Genomic DNA, 15514 nt, shown 5'->3' with positions numbered 1-15514 from the left:
CGCAAGCCGTCCAGCGCTAGGAGAGCAAAGCCGCCTGCTTCTCGCGAATGCGATCGAGCTGTGCCGCATGAGGTTCAAGATGCTCGGCATAAGGCGTGCTCCCTTGCGACACGCCCTCGCGGATGGGTTCGCGCACCTGCGCTGCGCTGAAGGTCGGCACCGGTGTCTTGCGGCTTTCAGGATCGAGGTAGTCCTGGCGCCACTCGACACCCAGCCAGTCGAAGAGGTCCTGCGATTGGCCTGCCGGGTCCGCGACAAGCGCTTCGTGCGAAAGCGCTCGGATTTCCAGCCCCTCCCCGCGCCAGCCTGCCACTGCATCGGCGAGCAGTTCGAGATGGTCGATGATCGCGCCGAGGTTGGTCGCGTAATCGTAGAACGGGGAGAAGCCACGAAGGAAAATGGACACGGCAACATCGCCCGGGTCGCGGAAGTTTGCCGCGAAGACGGCGCCGGGATGGATGCGTGCCAGCGAACCGGCGACGACCAGCTGGACGGGGTTCTTGTCGACGATCCAGCCCGATGAGGCGGCAAGGCGCGCGATCCCGCGTGTATCGGCCTCGGACAGCTGTGAAAACAGGCGCTCGCGCTCTGGCCGGGGCATTGCGGCGAGTTGCCGGCTCGGGTCGAGCAAATGGGGCAGCAGCGCGCCGCGTTCGCCGACCGAGGTGACGTCCAGAGAAGCTGCCAGGATCGACTGGACGAGGGACTGTCCCGATCGCGGCGCGCCGCACAGGTAGAAGTGGCGCGGGTCGCCATCCGGTTGCGGAACATCGGACGTATCGCGGTAGATCGCCAGCTGGGCATCGAGCAGCCCGCGCCAGTCACGCCGCGCCCCCGATGGCGACAAGCGGTTGCCGGTTACCGCGTGTTCCCAAGCCTTCCCGGCATCGACCTTCTGGCCGTAATGCTGGGCCAAGGCCATGTGTAACTGGGAACGGTGATAGGGGTGAAGCCGCTCGTTGCCAGCCATCTCCAGCGCAGCATCGACCGAGCTCTCCGGCACATCCTTTCCGAAACCGAGCAGTTGGATCAGGAGCTCCGGGCTCGGTCCCCCTGCCGCAATCGCTTGCTCGATCACTCCGCGAGCGGCCTCGCTGCCCTGCGACCAGAGAACGAGCGGCGCAAGGACAGCCGCAGCCGCAGCGTCCCCCGGGGCTGCGGCGAGGAGACCGCTCGCCAGCTCTTCCGCCTGATCGTAATACTGGGCATCGGTCGCAATGCGCGCTGCCAGCAAGGCTGCCGAGCGCTGCGCGGCGTTGGCGGAGCCGAGATCCTCAGCCAGCAGGGGCTGGACCGCGTCCCATGCGCCATGCAAGTCGCCGCTTCCGCGCAGCGCCTCGACATGAAGCTGGCGCACTTGCAGCGGTGCCGAGGGTGCAGCGGCAAGCGGGGCAATCCGCTCGGCCGCTTCGGCGAAGGCTCCACCCTTGAGTAACGCCCGCACCAGCGCGATCACGAGCGGGCCCATTCCGTCCGATAGCCTCACCGCCTCGCGGTGTTCTGCGATCGCCTCGGCTATCTTGCCTGCGGCCTCCAGACCCATTGCGTGATTGTAGCGGAACATGCCCTCGCCCGGGTCGAGCGAGACTGCTTCTGCCAAAGGTGCCAATGCGTTTGCGGGATCTCCGCCGGACAGGCGGGCCATGCCGAGCATCGAGAGCGCCTCGGCTCTCTCGCCCTGCGAGAGTTGGTTCGACAACGCGCCTTCAAGGATCGCGCAGGCTTCGGCGACCTTACCGGAGCGAAGGGCCAATTCTGCCTTGTCGAGAGCCGCTGTCACGAAGTCTGTCCGTCCGCCATGCACCCGCTGGTGCGCAGCACGAGGTCGGCTGTCAACGTCGCGGGGTCAGCCTTTGCGGAACAACCTGCCCACGAGGCTCTTCTTTTCCGGCACTTCCTCTTCCGGCTCGGCTTCGGCCACGCGGCGGCGAAGGTCGAGGCCGGTCGGGGCCTTCTCTTCCACCACTTCCTTGCGGCTGATCATGCTTTCGGGAAGCATCTCGGGCATTTCGGCGCCTGCCAGCGCTTCCGCATTTGCGCCCAGTGTCTCGCGCCATTCGATGCCGTGAACCATCATCACTTCGGGGCGCATGTCGACCATGCCGGCCAGTACCGGGACACCGCCGGGCAGCGGCCGCGACCGGCTCGTATGCTGGACCGCTTCGTGGAAGAGCAGCGCCCGCCACCAGCAGGCGAGCACGAACTCGACATAGCGGCGCGGCGCCTGTTCGGGTGCTTCGTCGCGGAAGAAGTGGCGCTCCTTGTGAAAGACGAGCGCGGTGTTGAGCGCGTCGAGGCCCTCGCAATCGAGAAAGACCTCGATGTCCTCGTCATAGCCTGCCCATGCCGGACCTTCCGGATTGGCGGCTTCGGCCAGCAGCTGGGGCGTGTTGGCCTTGCTGAAGGAGAAAGGTTCATCGCCATAGATGCCGAGCAGCATGTAGGGACGGATTTCCTGACCCTTGTCGAAGGCCTTGTCGGGATCGTTGGCGATCGCGATGGTCACGCCGGTGATCGGATCGCCTTCGTTGATTTCGATCGCATCGGCCAGATCGTCCCAGCCTTCGAATTCGATGCTGCGCGAATTGGTGGCAAGGCACTGCTGCGCGAGCGGCGTGTCGAGGGCCTCGAGCGACATGACCAGATACTTGCGCAGGTTCTCCAGATCGCCCTCGTGGAACGACTGGCGCATTTCTGCTTCCCAGGCCTGTTCACCCTCCTGGGTCGCGAAAAGTCTCTGTAGCTCGTGCATCGCTCGTCCGTACTCTGAATCTTCCCCTGAAGGGGCTCACGCGCATTCCATAGCGGCAATTTCTCACTGTGGCATTAACTGTGACGGCAAACCATTGCATCGCCTTTACCGCGCGTCCTTAAGGAGGGGTGAAACCCGGGGAGCCGGTGCCGCAGGAACGCCTGCCAGTGGTCGAGCGTTTGGACAGCAAGACGCATCTTGCGGAGACAGACGATGAAATACGCCCCCCATGTTGCGGGTGCGGTGGTCCTGATTACCATGGCAGGCGCCCTCAGCGGCGCTGCAATCGGCGACAGCCGCATCCTCGAACGCGATCGCTACGATACGCTACCCGAAGCGCAGGTGGTGACCGCCGGCAATGCCGATTTACGCACCGGCGAACGCCCGCCCGACCACTATCCCCTCAAAACGCCCGACGGCACGATCGAAGTAGCCGAGCTTGCGCTTCATGGCCGGATGCGCGGGTCGCGCGACGATGCCTGGTGGGACGAGCGTGGCGGTGACCGCGTCGAAATGGCGGGCGAGTATGGCGAATTTTATGCCTCCGCCGATGCCGAACGGCTCGCTCGCGAAGAAGCGCTGCTCGCCTTCACCGGCAGCCGCGCCGAATACCAGGTCCGCCTGGAAGAGCGCCAGCAGGCTGCACCGCCAGCATACACCGGCCAGCGTGCAACGCGTGCCGAAGCGCCCATGGCGCTTGCCGAGCCTGCCGTGATTAACCAACCGGAAGCACAAGCCTCGCCGCGCGAGCCGAGCACCGGCAATGCCAAGACCATCGATGTGACCGCTGCCCTGGCAGCACGCGAATAAGGTCGGTCGCAAACACATCTGCCCAAAGAAAAAGGCGGCCCCGCGAAGGGCCGCCTTTCTTTTGGCGTCTATCAGCCGCGATTACTGCGGCATCAGGACGGTGTCGATCACGTGGATCACGCCGTTCGAGGCTGGAACATCGGTCGCGGTGACGGTCGAGGTGCCACCTGCTGCATCGGTCAGGACGACGTTGCCATCGACCACATTGGCAGTCAGCGTTCCGCCACCAACGGTATCGATGGTGTAACCACCTTCACCGGCTTCGGTGATGGCCTGCGTCAGCGTGGCTGCGTCGACGTTACCCGGGACAACGTGGTACTGGAGGATTGCACCCAGCGTTTCGGTGTCGTTGGTCGTAAGTTCGGTCAGCGTGGCTTCGTCGATCTTGCCGAACGCTTCATTGGTCGGTGCAAAGACGGTGAACGGGCCTTCACCCGACAGCGTTTCGCCAAGGCCAGCTGCCGTGACGGCGCTCACGAGGGTCGAGAAATCTTCGTTACCCTGGGCGACTTCGACAATGGTGCCGGTTTGCGCTTCGGCGTTCGCGGTCGTGTCTGCAGTGGTGTCGTAATCTTCTTCGGCCGGTGCTTCACCGCAGGCAGCAATTGCCAGCGATGCGGCAGAGGCGAGCGCAATGGTCAGCTTGTTCATGATAATTCCCTTTTGCGTGTATTTTTAAGCATAACGACAGCCGGCTCACCCGGCTGGTGCTTCAAGATACGAACGCTGGGCCGCTGCGGATGTTTCGAATTTCGGCAATATTATGTCGAGACGAGCCGCTGGCGAGATGAGGCGCATTTGCGAGAAGCCGGAACTGCGCCTGCGAGCTGCGGTTGACCCGTCATGACCTTGCCGAAGCGCGCCTATCTCGCCCTCCTCGCAACCAGTATCGCTCTGGTAGCATGCGTCGGAAAACCCGGCCCCGTCGGGAACCCGGCCGTCCCCCAGCCAGCCAAGGCAGTGGCCATCGATGCCTATCTCGGCAAGTGGTACGAATACGGCCGCTACGAGGCGCCCTTCCAGCGCGACTGCGAAGGGGTGACGGCAGACTATTCGCTCCGCGATGACGGAAAGATTCGCGTCGTGAACTCATGCTTCAAAGGCTCGCTCGATGGCGAGTTCGAGCAGTCGACCGGGCGCGCGAAGATTGTGGAGGACAGCGAAGGTGCGAAGTTGAAGGTCAGCTTCTTCGGACCCTTTTATGGCGATTACTGGGTGCTTGACCGCGGTCCGCTGGATGCCGACGGCATGTACAGCTGGTCGATCGTCGGTGAGCCCACTGGCCGATATCTCTGGATGCTGACCCGCGAACCGCAGCCTTCGCAGGAAATACGCGCCCTGCTGGAAAGCCGGGTGAAGGAATTGGGCTACGACTGGAGTTTGGTTCGGCTGACAAAGCAGCCGTTTTCCTAGTGGACTATGAGGTAGGCTGAAACTTCCAGGATCAGTTGGCTTGCGCTTCCAGTGCAGCGCGTTCTTCGGCCTTCTTTTCCTCGATCTTCTGGCGCTGCTCGGCAACCGCCCGTGCCTGCTCGGCAAGCCCGCGCCATGTCGCTTCCGATCTCAACGCACGCTCACGTACATTCGCTAGCGTTGCAGCCTCTGCGTCTGCAGCTGCTTCGTCCGCGCGGCTGCAGTAGAATTCGTAGGATTGGCTCATGCGTGGATGGCTCCGCTGGGAAATCGGGAATTCAAAAGCGCACCGGAACCGGGAGGCCCGGCCCGGTGCGCATCATCGCATGCGGGGTCAGTCCGCAGCCGAGAGGTTCACGGCGCTTTCCTTGCCGTTGCGTCCCTGCTCGACTTCGTAATTGAGACGCTGTTCCTTATCGAGCGTCTGCATGCCCGCAGCCTGCACCGCGGTGATGTGCACGAAGCTGTCGGCCGAACCGTCGTCGGGCTGGATGAAGCCATAGCCCTTGTCGGCGTTGAAGAATTTTACGGTGCCAGTCTTGGCCATAGGATGTTCCTTTCGAGAACGTAGAGTTTCCGCCGCGCGACATGCGCTTGCGGTCGTGCTTAAAATCGTCCGAAGAAAGGAAGTCGTCGTCTGGTTTTCGCCGGGGCCATGAGCGCGAAGGCTCTGCGGCAAGCGGCGTCGTCAAAATCCGAAGTCCGTCGCAAATTTCGACGTCAGCGGCGGCGCGGTAGCACGTGCGGCGCGAAACGCCTAACGATTGCTGGATGAGCGACCCCGTCACCATTCTCGTCGATGCCGATGCCTGCCCCGTGAAGGAGGAGATCTATCGCGTGGCCCAGCGCTACAAGGCACATGTCCGCGTGGTCAGCAACTCGCCTTTCAGAGTGCCGGTCAGCGAGCGCGTGAAGCGCGTGGTGGTGAGCGATAGCTTCGATGCGGCGGACGACTGGATTGCGGAGAATGCCGGTCCGCGCAGCGTGGTGATCACTGCCGATATCCTGCTGGCAGAGCGTTGCCTGAAGGCAGGGGCGACGGTCCTTGCGCACAACGGCAAGCCTTTCGACCTTGCCAGTATAGGTTCGGCAGTCGCGACCCGCGCGATCATGGAAGACCTGCGCGCCGGAATGGACGGTATCGGAGGCGGCCCGCCGCCCTTCAGCAAGGCCGACCGCTCGCGCTTCCTGCAATCGCTCGACCGAATCGTGGTGGACCTCGAACGCGCTGGTTGACTGCTCGGGTGCATTACCTTAGCAATACACCATGACTCCTTCCCTCGCGTCAAAGTGGCTCCGCATCCTTGCCGTCCTGCTCGCATCGGGCTTTCTCGCCTTCGGGCTGGTACGCCTTGGTGTCGGCAGCGCCATGCTGGGGGCAGAACTCGGCTGGTGGCCGGCAATGGGCGAAATGGCTGAAGCGCTGGGCGAAACCAGGACCTTCCTCGCACAACACGAACCCCAGGCGTTCATGGCGTGGAGCGTTGCCTTCTATTTCGGCCTGATCGCCGTGATGGGCGTGATCCTGGCGTCGGGCGCTGCGCTCTATCTCGCCGCGCGGCGCAAGGCGGGGCTGGTGCTGATCGCGATCTACCTCGCGCTGCACGGCGCCATGTTCCTGAACTACCAGGTGGTGAACCCGAAGATCGGCCTGCTTGCCCTGACGATCGCGGCGTGGGGCATCATGTGGTGGAGGCTCCGCGCCGAAGCGTAGGCAGGCAGCGCCGCACCAGGGCGGCGCCACCCTGCCCTTTGCTGTTTACATCACCTTGTCGGGACGCGGATCATGGCCGTGGCGGCTTTCCTTGCCGAAGTGGCGCTCGAGACGCTGGGCGAGCGTGCGCGCGGCCTTGCTCGCCGCATCGTCCACCTTGCTCGCATGCTCGGTCACGCCGATGGCACGACCACCACGCGGGCGCGCCTCGATCATGCAGGCCTTGTCGTCGGCCCCGTGCTTGGGCCCGTTCTCGTCACGCACGTGGATTTCCACCCGCGTCAGCCGTTCGGAGAAACGCGACAGCTTGTCACGGACGTTGGCTTCGATACGTTCGGCGACGTTTGCCGTCCCCATGACACTGCTGTCGGAATTAAACTGGACCTGCATAGCGCTTCGCTCCTCTTTCTATTCTCTCTCCAACCGACATGGGGACGATCGGGCGGGATGGAAGGGGGCAAGGCGCGCAAGTTAAAGCCCCAAGCGCTTGCGCCAGTCGATATGTGCCAGCAGCACCAGTGCGGCAAGCATCGCCACCTGGATCGCGATGCCGAATGCGCTGCCCAACCCTTCGCGCAACACCTCGCCCATGCTGGTCGAGCGGATGCCTTGCGCGGTGTAGCCGTAGATCGAATAACTCACGATGCGGCCCGCAAAGAAGGCGGCAGTAAACGGCAGGAGGCGAAGGCGCGTCAGTCCCGCCGCTTCGAACAATTGCGCCGATGGCACCGGCGACAGCGCAAAGAGGCCGAGCGCGAGCAGGCTGTTGCGGCGGCGTTTCTCCAGCGCCTCGCGCGCGGCATCGAGGTTCGCCTGTATCCTGTCCGACAGGTATCGCGCGCCAAGCAGCCGTGTCGCATGCGCCAGCAGGAAACGCCCGCTTGCAGCGGCAATCGCGCCGAGCAGCACCAGCGGGACAAGTTCGAGATCGCTGTTGAAGGCATAAAGCGCGATGATCGACCAGGTCGGCGGCCCGAAGGCGGGCAGCAGGTTGATGCCCAGCACGAGGGCGAAAAAGATCAGATAGTCGGCCATCGTCTACTGGCCGCGCAGCCTAGTCTATCGCGGCCCGATTGTCGCCAATTCGCAGCAGCGAAGTTGACACAATTGACACCCTTTCACCCGGTCCTCCCCGGCTGAAACCCACACAAATCCGGCCTTTTTGCAGGGCCATGCGAAGTTGACACGCGCGCAAGATCAATCCGCCTCCCAATCCTCGAAATCCTCATCCTCATCCTCGTCCACCTCCGGCAGATTGTCTTCGAGGCGGGCGTAGATTTCATCCTGCCAGGTCTCGGGACCGCTCTCCACGCGCTCGAGCAAGGGGCCGAATTCCTGCGGTTCGAACATGGCGGCAGGATGCGAGCTGTAATGCTGCGGCCCGCGAAACCGCTCCTGCATGGCGAGCAGCGCCACCGTCAGCCGCTCGTCATAGCGGCGCGAGATGTGGACCAGCTCGCCCTTGTAGAAATGCGGCACCTCCACCCCGTTGAGGGCCCGGTCCATCGCCGCTTCCGCCAGCGCATCGAAGCGGCAGCGCAGCGCGGCATTCCACGCAAGGTCGAACGGCTCCCCCTTCAACCGCGCGCGCAGGCCATAGGCCGATTGCCGGCTCATCCCCGCCGCCTTGGCCGCCTTCCGGACCGAATGCGAGGCAGCCAGCTCGCGCAGGAATGTGGTCTGGCGCTCGACAGTCCAGCCGTCGTGCCTGTGCTTTGGGCGAATTGCGGGCGTGGTGGTGAGGGCGGTGCTTTTGTCGGTGCTCATCCGGAAGGATAAGGCAGATTTTGGCGGAGTAGGAAAGCGTTCTCCGAACGAAATATCCTACCGGATTGCTTCCCAACGTCCCTGCCGGAAGCGATAGATATTTGGCGAGATACAGCGCTGCTGCATTCGACAATCGTCGGCCACCGTCTGCCGGAACGAAGCGAGGTCTGGGCCATCGGGCATAGTGCCAAACAGGACGAACTGATCGGAAACCACGGTCATGACCATGTCCTCGCCCACCTCGTCCGAAATTGCGGCCCAGCTTTTCAGGTCGAGTATCAGGCTGCCCAGATATTCGAAATCCTCGAATGCAACGCCGGTATTCCTGATGTCGTCGGCCTTGGGCAACTTCGGCAGGACGTCGGCAGTCTGCCGTTCAGCCATGTCCCACGCTTCAGCTTCCGAGAGCATGAGTTCTTCAAGATGGTCCTGGGTTACCAGGGCTATCGTTTCAGGACCGTCATTTGCGAGAAGTGCAAAAAGGTCCGAACCGATCTGGCGATAAATAACCGATGGGGACTCTCCGGTTTCAGGGTTTTTGAGACTATTGACGTATCTAAAATATTCGCGGTCACGCACGATCAGACGCAGGGTTTCCCTCGACATCTCGGGAACTGCCGCCGTTATCTTCTCGAGAAACTCTTCTTTCACGGTCGCGCAATCCGCCGCGGTATTGTTTTGACAGAAGGTCCAAATCCGGTGGAGGTTGATCAGTCGTTCATTCCCGTCAGGATCCACCAGCTTCAATTCCAGCGGGTCATCCTCGCGGGAAGTAATGGCGCCATCGATACCCTCCAATGAGGTGACCCGACTTCTCATCTCTGCGGCAAACTGGTCTTCGGTTTGCGCAGATGCGGAGCAAGCGGTTACTCCAAGAGCCACAGGAAATGCGAACAGAAAAACGGAACTCTTCATAGTCGTCGCCCCCCAAACGGAGCTAACGCCCTAGATCAAAGCCGCACCGGATTTCAACAGGGGCCTATGTTGTTTGAGTGACGTGGGGGCAGGGTCGCGCGTGTCGCAAGAAGTCGGTCACAACGAAGGCCAGCGCTGCGCCGGTGAAGAAGGAAGTTGGTCCTCAAGCAGCGCAGCGGTAGGACGAAATGCCCGCAAGGCAGGCATCGGCTATCGCGAGATCGTCGCCGGCCACACCACGCCGAGCGAGCTCAGGGCGCTGGTGGAGAAGCTGGTTCCTGCGGGTTAGCTCACGTCCTGTATGGGCATTGCAGCCTCCGAATATCGGGCTTTCCTCAGTCCGTGTCTGCTATGCGTTTTGCCATCTCAAGACGAAAAAATGAAACCTTCTAAGGAGTTACTGCCTCACTTTACTTATTCGAACCTCGACAAACCTGCCTCAAGGCTTGCGTTAAGATCACGGCTCCAATTCTCATCGAAAATCCATCGCACGATGCCATCTTTATAGCTGAACTCAAACTTTTCTTCGATTTCGGTCATATCCAGAGATCGCGATAAATAGGTGTGAAGATGCTTACCATCTCTAACCTTGTCGTGAACCTTGCACACTATCGTCAGATTTACCCACTCGGGCGTCCATTTTGACCAATCAAATTCTTCCACGTCAAAAGGTTTCTCACCAGCTTCTTGAGCCGGGGACAAGATAAATTCGCGAAAGGCTTCTGGGGCCGTCGACAGGATCCGCCCCGAATCGTGTCCGGGTTCGTACATGATGCATTTGGCTACATTGCCACCACCGATAATCTTACCTTCGTCTGCCTCCAAAAAGCGAAAAAGGTTCAGGGTCCTTGGCCCCCGCCTCCATCCTTCTGGTGTATAAAACGCCCATTCCAAATAGCCGCCCCAACTATTTCGGTGCTGCCCCACAATTTCTTCAGCCAGCCTAGTTCCATTCAAAGCTGCAACGAGACCTGCTGTTTTGTAGAATGGGGATACGTAGGTCCAATCCTCATGGTCTAAATCGTTAGCATAGCCCTCAACCTTAGCTGTGAGATCCGCCGCCCCTGACCCGGTGGCTTCGTACATGCCAATGTTCCGGTGATGCCTCCTATCGATGTTTGGCGTTACGACATTGATTTCCCCACCCCGAACATGAGCACCAACCAAACTCACGACCCCAAGTGAGTTAACGATATCCCCGAGTCTCCGCATTGGTCTCTCAAGTTCGGTCAAATCTGCTGATTGATGGATTATTTCTTTTCGAAGTCGCGCGATATTTTCACCATCCCCAGCGCATGCCCAAGCAAACCGCTCATGGACGTTTAGCTTTCGCACTAGATGTACACGACTGGTAGAGCCGGGCTCAGCAGCTTCAAATCTTGCCGGTGTCGTCTCCGATCCAAGGATAGGTTTTCGAGTTTGAGGATCGACAAGGGTGGCCAAAGTGTCAGCGACGACCACGGGCAACACTCCACTTTTTTCCGCAACCACCAATGGGGGACTTAGGTACATACAAGCGGTCACGAAATGAGCCTCCTCGCATATAAAATTTTTCAGCCGACGAGCCGTGCTCAAATTACTCAGACTTCGGCATATAGAGATCGCCGCCTTCGCGGTATTTCTCGGCCATTTCCTCCATGCCTTCCTGCGCCACCTCGCGTTCGTCCGCGCCGGTCTCGCGCTTGATGTTCTCGCTCGCGAGGTAGCTGTCCGAGTTCTGCTTTGCCGCGAAGTCGCGCACTTCCTGCGTGATCTTCATCGAGCAGAATTTCGGGCCGCACATGGAGCAGAAGTGGGCGGTCTTGGCGCCTTCTGCGGGAAGGGTCTGGTCGTGATATTGCTCGGCCGTGTCGGGGTCGAGGCTGAGGTTGAACTGGTCGCGCCAGCGGAATTCGAAGCGGGCTTTCGACAGCGCATCGTCGCGGACCTTGGCGGCCGGGTGGCCCTTGGCAAGATCGGCGGCGTGGGCGGCGAGCTTGTAGGTCACCACGCCCACTTTCACATCGTCGCGGTCGGGCAGGCCGAGGTGTTCCTTGGGCGTGACGTAACAGAGCATGGCGGTGCCGTACCAGCCGATCTGCGCCGCGCCGATGCCGCTGGTGATGTGGTCGTACCCCGGCGCGATATCGGTGACGAGGGGGCCGAGCGTGTAGAAGGGCGCTTCGCCGCACGCTTCCAGCTGCTTGTCCATGTTCTCCTTGATCTTGTGCATCGGCACGTGGCCGGGGCCTTCGATCATCACCTGCACGTCCTGTTCCCAGGCGCGCTTGGTGAGTTCGCCCAGCGTGTAGAGCTCGGCGAACTGGGCTTCGTCGTTGGCGTCGGCGATACTGCCGGGGCGCAGGCCGTCGCCCAGCGAATAGGCGATGTCATAGGCCTTCATGATCTCGGTGATCTCGTCGAAGCGTTCGTAGAGGAAGCTCTCCTTGTGATGCGCGAGGCACCATTTCGCCATGATCGAGCCGCCGCGGCTGACGATGCCGGTGACGCGCTTGGCGGTCATGGGCACATAGGGCAGGCGCACGCCGGCATGGATGGTGAAATAGTCGACGCCCTGTTCGGCCTGTTCGATCAGCGTGTCGCGGAAGATTTCCCAGGTCAGGTCCTCGGCAATGCCGCCGACCTTTTCCAGCGCCTGGTAGATCGGCACGGTGCCGATGGGGACGGGCGAGTTGCGGATGATCCATTCGCGCGTGTCGTGGATGTTGCGGCCCGTCGAAAGGTCCATGACGGTGTCCGCGCCCCAGCGGATCGACCAGACCATCTTGTCGACCTCGCTCGCCACGTCGGATGCCACGGCGGAGTTGCCGATATTGGCGTTGATCTTGACGAGGAAGTTGCGCCCGATCGCCATGGGTTCGGTTTCGGGGTGGTTTATGTTGTTGGGGATGATCGCGCGGCCCCTCGCCACCTCGTCACGCACGAATTCGGGGGTGACGTAATCGGGCAGCTCGGCGCCCCAAGGCTGACCGTCGTTGCGCGCGGTGAGGCGGGCGGCTTCCTCGCGCAGCATTTCGCGGCCCAAATTCTCACGTTCCGCCACATATTCCATTTCGGGCGTGATGATGCCGCGGCGGGCGTAGTGCATCTGGCTGACGTTCATGCCGGCCTTGGCGCGCAGCACCTTCTTAGCCACGTTCGGGAAGCCGGGGACACCGCCCGAACGGTCGGGACCGAGCTGGCCGTTGTCTTCGGGCTTCACTTCGCGCGCATCGTATTCCTCGACATCGCCGCGGGCGAGGATCCATTCGCGGCGCTTCTGTTCGAGACCCTTGCGGATGTCGATGGTCGCATCGGGATCGGTGTAGGGGCCGGAGGTGTCATAGACCCGCACGCTCGGCTCGCCGCCCTCGAGGTCGATCTCGCGCATGGCGACCTGCACGCCGCTGCCCGACTTCGCGCCGACATGGACCTTGCGGCTGCCGCGAATGGGACCGGTGGTGACGCCGATGTCGAATTTGCTGTTGATGTCGGCCATGCGTGCTCTCTCCATAAGGCGGAGGTCGAGCGGTTTACTGGCGCCGCTCCACTCCCTCCGCCGATGCTAATCGGTTCAGGTTCGACGGGTCGGAGGGTGCGAGACCTCCCTCTCAGCCAACGCTGGCTCCCCGGGGATGCGGTGCTGTCTAGGCGTTTTGCGCGAAGCGGTCCAGCCACGATCCTGCAATCATTGACGCGAGGCGGCTGAGCGGGCAGCCTCCGCGCGATGCAAGCCCCCGACCAGCCCGAGATCACAGTTCACCGCTTCGGACGCGAGCGCGAGCCGGTAGTCGTCATCGACAATTTCAGCGGCGATGTGGACCGCTTGCTGGAGAGGGGCCGCTCGGCCGAATACCAGGCGGCGGGTGCGTCCTATCCGGGCCTTCGCGCATGGGCGGAACCCGATTTCCTCGACCGGCGGCGCGACCTCATGTTCCAGGCGCTGCAGCAGGTGTTCGGTTTCAGGAAGGGCGTGAGCCTTGAAGTCTCGACATTCTCGCTGGTCACGCGCGCCCCCGAAGAACTCTCGCCGCTCCAGCGCATTCCGCATTACGACCATGCCAGCGACGAGCTGGTCGCGATCATGTTCTACCTGCTCGGGCCCGAGACCGGCGGGACCGCCTTCTATCGCCATCGCCGCACCGGCTTCGAAACGATTACAGATGCGCGCGAGCCGGCCTATGATGCGGGCCTTGGCGAAGACGAGCGCGAATACGGCATGCCGGACAAGGCCTACTGGTACGGCGACGGGGACCGCTACGAACTGATCGGCGAGGTCGAGGCGAGGCCCGACAGGCTCGTTCTGTATCGCGGAAGGCTGTTGCACTCGGGCGTGATCCCGAGGCCGGATGAGCTGACGCAGGACCCGGCCACAGGGCGGTTGACGATCAACATGTTCCTGCGCGGGCGCTGACGTCCCGCACGGATCAAAGTAGCATCATGTCCGCGCTCGCCAGCATCTCCGCCCCGGCCGCCTTGGCCGGTTCGTAAAGATAGATGTCGTCCGCCGCGAAGGCGGTTCCTGCACCGAGGTTGGCGATCAGCAACTGCGCACCTGCCCCATTCCCGTCGGCATCGAAGAACAGGTCCCCGCTCGCCTGGTCGTAGATGAAGCGGTCGTCGGCATCGTCGGCGCTGGTGCCAAGCTGGAAAGCCGAAAGGTCGAGTTCGCCGCCCGCAGCAAAGCCGAAAGCGGCTGCGTCGAATTCAATCGTGTCCTCACCGCTGGTGAAGTCGGTGATCGTGTCGCTCTCACCGCCGATCGGCACGCCGCCGTAGAAGAAGGTGTCGAAGCCGCCATTGCCGGTCATCTCGTCATTGCCGCGGCCGCCGATGATCAGGTCATTGCCCGCGCCGCCGATGAGCCGGTCATTTCCGTACTGGCCGAACAGGATATCGTCGCCATTGCCCCCGGAGACGAAATCATTGCCGAATTCGCCATAGAGCGTGTCGTTCTGCTCCTCGCCGAACAGGCTGTCGTCGCCCTCCCCGCCATAGAGCGTGTCGTCGCCGTAGCCGCCGTAGAGCGCATCGCGGGCGGAATCGCCGTAGATGAGGTCGAAGCCCGAACCACCGACGAGGAAGTCCGCGCCATTGCCGCCACCGATCACGTCGTCGCCCGAGCCGCCATCGATCCGGTCGTTGCCGCCCTCGCCTTCGAGCGCGTCGTCCTGCGCCTCGCCGAAGATGATGTCGTTGCCCCAGCCGCCGAACACGGTGTCGGCATCCGCGCCTGCGTAGATTTCGTCCGCACCGTCGCCGCCGTCGATTTCGTCCGCGCCGGTGAAGCCGACGATCCAGTCGTTTCCGGCCCCGCCGAAGATGATGTCGTCGCCATCGCCGCCATAGAGGCTGTCGGCACCCGTGCCGCCATCGAGGTCGTCATTGCCCGCGCCGCCTTCGAGAATGTCGTGCCCCCAGCCGCCGGTCAGGATGTCGTCGCCCGTGTCGCCGTAGAGCGTGTCATTGCCGCCATCGCCGAACAGCGCATCGGAATCGGCGCCGCCGTACATGGTGTCGTCATTGCCGCCGCCGAAGATGAGGTCATCGCCGTCTCCGCCGAACATGTCATCGGCGCCGAGGCCGCCCGCGAGATAGTCTTCGCCCGTGCCGCCGATCAGCGTATCATTGCCCTCACCGCCGAGCAGGTCGTCCCAGCCGTCGCCGCCGACGAGGATATCGTCGCCCGCCTCGCCATAAAGGAAGTCGTCACCCGCCTGGCCTGCCAGCCGGTCCCAGCCCCAGCCGCCGCGCAGCACGTCGCTGCCATTGCCGCCGAACAGGTCGTCGTCACCGTCCTCGCCCAGGATCAGGTCCCAGCCATCACCGCCATAGATCTCGTCCGCGCCGGTGCCGCCATACAGCAGGTCGCTGCCACTATCGCCGAAGATCAGGTCATCGCCCGCACCGCCATCGATCAGGTCGGCCCCGCCCCCGCCGCTCACATTGTCGGCGCCGTCGAAGGCATAGATGTCATCGGCGTAGAAGGTGCCGAAGATGTTGTCGGCAAAGTCGGTGCCGAGAATTTCCTGGTGCGTCGTTGTCTTTGTCATGGTGCGCTCCTTTGAAGTCAGAGCATTCCAAGTCGCCGGTGAACGGGCAATGTATCACGAAAAAGGGCGACGGTTTCCCGTCGCCCCTTCCGGCTCAAGAGCCCCCACGTC

The 15514-nt window shown here is 62.3% G+C and carries 18 protein-coding genes and 1 riboswitch; of the genes, 6 read left to right on the top strand and 12 right to left on the bottom strand.

The window, feature by feature from the left end; genetic code table 11:
• Positions 1–16 precede the first annotated feature (16 nt).
• On the bottom strand, positions 17–1780 hold the full coding sequence (locus tag K3136_RS10450) for a tetratricopeptide repeat-containing sulfotransferase family protein (RefSeq protein ID WP_221430257.1): 1764 nt from the start codon (positions 1778–1780) through the stop codon (positions 17–19).
• A gap of 66 nt (positions 1781–1846) precedes the next feature.
• A complete protein-coding gene (locus K3136_RS10445) occupies positions 1847–2752 on the bottom strand; it encodes a hypothetical protein (RefSeq protein ID WP_221430256.1) in 906 nt (301 codons plus the stop codon).
• 213 nt (positions 2753–2965) lie between these two features.
• On the opposite strand from K3136_RS10445, the gene K3136_RS10440 reads away from it, so the two are divergent.
• A complete protein-coding gene (locus tag K3136_RS10440) occupies positions 2966–3562 on the top strand; it encodes a hypothetical protein (RefSeq protein WP_221430255.1) in 597 nt (198 codons plus the stop codon).
• An 81-nt stretch (positions 3563–3643) separates the two neighbouring features.
• Here K3136_RS10440 and K3136_RS10435 read toward each other — a convergent pair whose 3' ends face one another.
• Positions 3644–4213: a fasciclin domain-containing protein gene (locus K3136_RS10435; RefSeq protein ID WP_221430254.1), complete on the bottom strand. Its 570-nt coding sequence runs from the start codon at positions 4211–4213 to the stop codon at positions 3644–3646.
• A gap of 192 nt (positions 4214–4405) precedes the next feature.
• On the opposite strand from K3136_RS10435, the gene K3136_RS10430 reads away from it, so the two are divergent.
• On the top strand, positions 4406–4975 hold the full coding sequence (locus K3136_RS10430; RefSeq protein WP_221430253.1) for a lipocalin family protein: 570 nt from the start codon (positions 4406–4408) through the stop codon (positions 4973–4975).
• Positions 4976–5006: 31 nt separating this feature from the next.
• On the opposite strand, the gene K3136_RS10425 is transcribed toward K3136_RS10430, so the two are convergent.
• On the bottom strand, positions 5007–5222 hold the full coding sequence (locus K3136_RS10425) for a hypothetical protein (protein WP_221430252.1): 216 nt from the start codon (positions 5220–5222) through the stop codon (positions 5007–5009).
• Positions 5223–5309: 87 nt separating this feature from the next.
• Positions 5310–5522, bottom strand: coding sequence for a cold-shock protein (locus K3136_RS10420; RefSeq protein WP_221430251.1), 213 nt, complete (start codon positions 5520–5522; stop codon positions 5310–5312).
• A 224-nt stretch (positions 5523–5746) separates the two neighbouring features.
• Here K3136_RS10420 and K3136_RS10415 point away from each other — a divergent pair, with 224 nt between their 5' ends.
• Positions 5747–6211 carry a YaiI/YqxD family protein gene (locus K3136_RS10415; protein ID WP_221430250.1) on the top strand — a complete coding sequence of 155 codons (465 nt, stop codon included), beginning with the start codon at positions 5747–5749 and terminating at the stop codon, positions 6209–6211.
• 31 nt (positions 6212–6242) lie between these two features.
• Positions 6243–6689 carry a hypothetical protein gene (locus K3136_RS10410; protein ID WP_221430249.1) on the top strand — a complete coding sequence of 149 codons (447 nt, stop codon included), beginning with the start codon at positions 6243–6245 and terminating at the stop codon, positions 6687–6689.
• 45 nt (positions 6690–6734) lie between these two features.
• On the opposite strand, the gene K3136_RS10405 is transcribed toward K3136_RS10410, so the two are convergent.
• From K3136_RS10405 to K3136_RS10390, 4 genes are all read right to left on the bottom strand, one after another.
• Positions 6735–7079: an HPF/RaiA family ribosome-associated protein gene (locus tag K3136_RS10405; protein ID WP_221430248.1), complete on the bottom strand. Its 345-nt coding sequence runs from the start codon at positions 7077–7079 to the stop codon at positions 6735–6737.
• Positions 7080–7160: 81 nt separating this feature from the next.
• Positions 7161–7724, bottom strand: a complete 564-nt coding sequence (locus K3136_RS10400) for a hypothetical protein (protein WP_221430247.1) — start codon at positions 7722–7724, stop codon at positions 7161–7163.
• A gap of 162 nt (positions 7725–7886) precedes the next feature.
• A complete protein-coding gene (locus K3136_RS10395; protein WP_221430246.1) occupies positions 7887–8456 on the bottom strand; it encodes a hypothetical protein in 570 nt (189 codons plus the stop codon).
• Positions 8457–8513: 57 nt separating this feature from the next.
• The gene (locus K3136_RS10390; protein ID WP_221430245.1) at positions 8514–9371 is read right to left on the bottom strand and encodes a hypothetical protein; all 858 of its coding nucleotides are present in this window, start codon (positions 9369–9371) and stop codon (positions 8514–8516) included.
• Positions 9372–9471: 100 nt separating this feature from the next.
• Between K3136_RS10390 and K3136_RS10385 the strand changes: the two genes are divergently transcribed.
• Positions 9472–9660: a hypothetical protein gene (locus tag K3136_RS10385; RefSeq protein ID WP_221432347.1), complete on the top strand. Its 189-nt coding sequence runs from the start codon at positions 9472–9474 to the stop codon at positions 9658–9660.
• Between the two features lie 125 nt (positions 9661–9785).
• Here K3136_RS10385 and K3136_RS10380 read toward each other — a convergent pair whose 3' ends face one another.
• Together K3136_RS10380 and thiC are read right to left on the bottom strand one after the other, a co-directional pair.
• Positions 9786–10457 (bottom strand): hypothetical protein, encoded by a 672-nt coding sequence (locus K3136_RS10380; protein ID WP_221430244.1) that lies wholly within the window; start codon positions 10455–10457, stop codon positions 9786–9788.
• Between the two features lie 490 nt (positions 10458–10947).
• Entirely contained in the window at positions 10948–12849 is a 1902-nt protein-coding gene (gene thiC / locus K3136_RS10375) for a phosphomethylpyrimidine synthase ThiC (protein ID WP_221430243.1), read from the bottom strand.
• A 34-nt stretch (positions 12850–12883) separates the two neighbouring features.
• Positions 12884–12992: riboswitch (TPP riboswitch) on the bottom strand.
• Positions 12993–13077: 85 nt separating this feature from the next.
• On the opposite strand from thiC, the gene K3136_RS10370 reads away from it, so the two are divergent.
• Positions 13078–13764 carry a DUF6445 family protein gene (locus tag K3136_RS10370; protein WP_221430242.1) on the top strand — a complete coding sequence of 229 codons (687 nt, stop codon included), beginning with the start codon at positions 13078–13080 and terminating at the stop codon, positions 13762–13764.
• A gap of 13 nt (positions 13765–13777) precedes the next feature.
• Here the strand turns inward: K3136_RS10370 and K3136_RS10365 are convergent, their stop codons facing one another.
• Positions 13778–15403, bottom strand: a complete 1626-nt coding sequence (locus tag K3136_RS10365; protein WP_221430241.1) for a calcium-binding protein — start codon at positions 15401–15403, stop codon at positions 13778–13780.
• Positions 15404–15514: the final 111 nt, after the last annotated feature.

The organism is Qipengyuania gelatinilytica (assembly GCF_019711315.1).
In the GTDB taxonomy this organism is placed as follows: Bacteria; Pseudomonadota; Alphaproteobacteria; order Sphingomonadales; family Sphingomonadaceae; genus Qipengyuania; species Qipengyuania gelatinilytica.
Note: the sequence above shows the minus strand (reverse complement) of the source record. Positions and strands in the feature narration are given on the sequence as shown.

What these genes read in the sequence shown, in the direction of transcription:
- K3136_RS10445 (WP_221430256.1), bottom strand. Translation starts at nt 2,752, where the DNA reads ATGCACGAGCTACAGAGACTTTTCGCGACCCAGGAGGGTGAACAGGCC.
- K3136_RS10440 (WP_221430255.1), top strand. Translation starts at nt 2,966, where the DNA reads ATGAAATACGCCCCCCATGTTGCGGGTGCGGTGGTCCTGATTACCATG.
- K3136_RS10435 (WP_221430254.1), bottom strand. Translation starts at nt 4,213, where the DNA reads ATGAACAAGCTGACCATTGCGCTCGCCTCTGCCGCATCGCTGGCAATT.
- K3136_RS10430 (WP_221430253.1), top strand. Translation starts at nt 4,406, where the DNA reads ATGACCTTGCCGAAGCGCGCCTATCTCGCCCTCCTCGCAACCAGTATC.
- K3136_RS10425 (WP_221430252.1), bottom strand. Translation starts at nt 5,222, where the DNA reads ATGAGCCAATCCTACGAATTCTACTGCAGCCGCGCGGACGAAGCAGCT.
- K3136_RS10420 (WP_221430251.1), bottom strand. Translation starts at nt 5,522, where the DNA reads ATGGCCAAGACTGGCACCGTAAAATTCTTCAACGCCGACAAGGGCTAT.
- K3136_RS10415 (WP_221430250.1), top strand. Translation starts at nt 5,747, where the DNA reads ATGAGCGACCCCGTCACCATTCTCGTCGATGCCGATGCCTGCCCCGTG.
- K3136_RS10410 (WP_221430249.1), top strand. Translation starts at nt 6,243, where the DNA reads ATGACTCCTTCCCTCGCGTCAAAGTGGCTCCGCATCCTTGCCGTCCTG.
- K3136_RS10405 (WP_221430248.1), bottom strand. Translation starts at nt 7,079, where the DNA reads ATGCAGGTCCAGTTTAATTCCGACAGCAGTGTCATGGGGACGGCAAAC.
- K3136_RS10400 (WP_221430247.1), bottom strand. Translation starts at nt 7,724, where the DNA reads ATGGCCGACTATCTGATCTTTTTCGCCCTCGTGCTGGGCATCAACCTG.
- K3136_RS10395 (WP_221430246.1), bottom strand. Translation starts at nt 8,456, where the DNA reads ATGAGCACCGACAAAAGCACCGCCCTCACCACCACGCCCGCAATTCGC.
- K3136_RS10390 (WP_221430245.1), bottom strand. Translation starts at nt 9,371, where the DNA reads ATGAAGAGTTCCGTTTTTCTGTTCGCATTTCCTGTGGCTCTTGGAGTA.
- K3136_RS10380 (WP_221430244.1), bottom strand. Translation starts at nt 10,457, where the DNA reads ATGTACGAAGCCACCGGGTCAGGGGCGGCGGATCTCACAGCTAAGGTT.
- thiC (WP_221430243.1), bottom strand. Translation starts at nt 12,849, where the DNA reads ATGGCCGACATCAACAGCAAATTCGACATCGGCGTCACCACCGGTCCC.
- K3136_RS10370 (WP_221430242.1), top strand. Translation starts at nt 13,078, where the DNA reads ATGCAAGCCCCCGACCAGCCCGAGATCACAGTTCACCGCTTCGGACGC.
- K3136_RS10365 (WP_221430241.1), bottom strand. Translation starts at nt 15,403, where the DNA reads ATGACAAAGACAACGACGCACCAGGAAATTCTCGGCACCGACTTTGCC.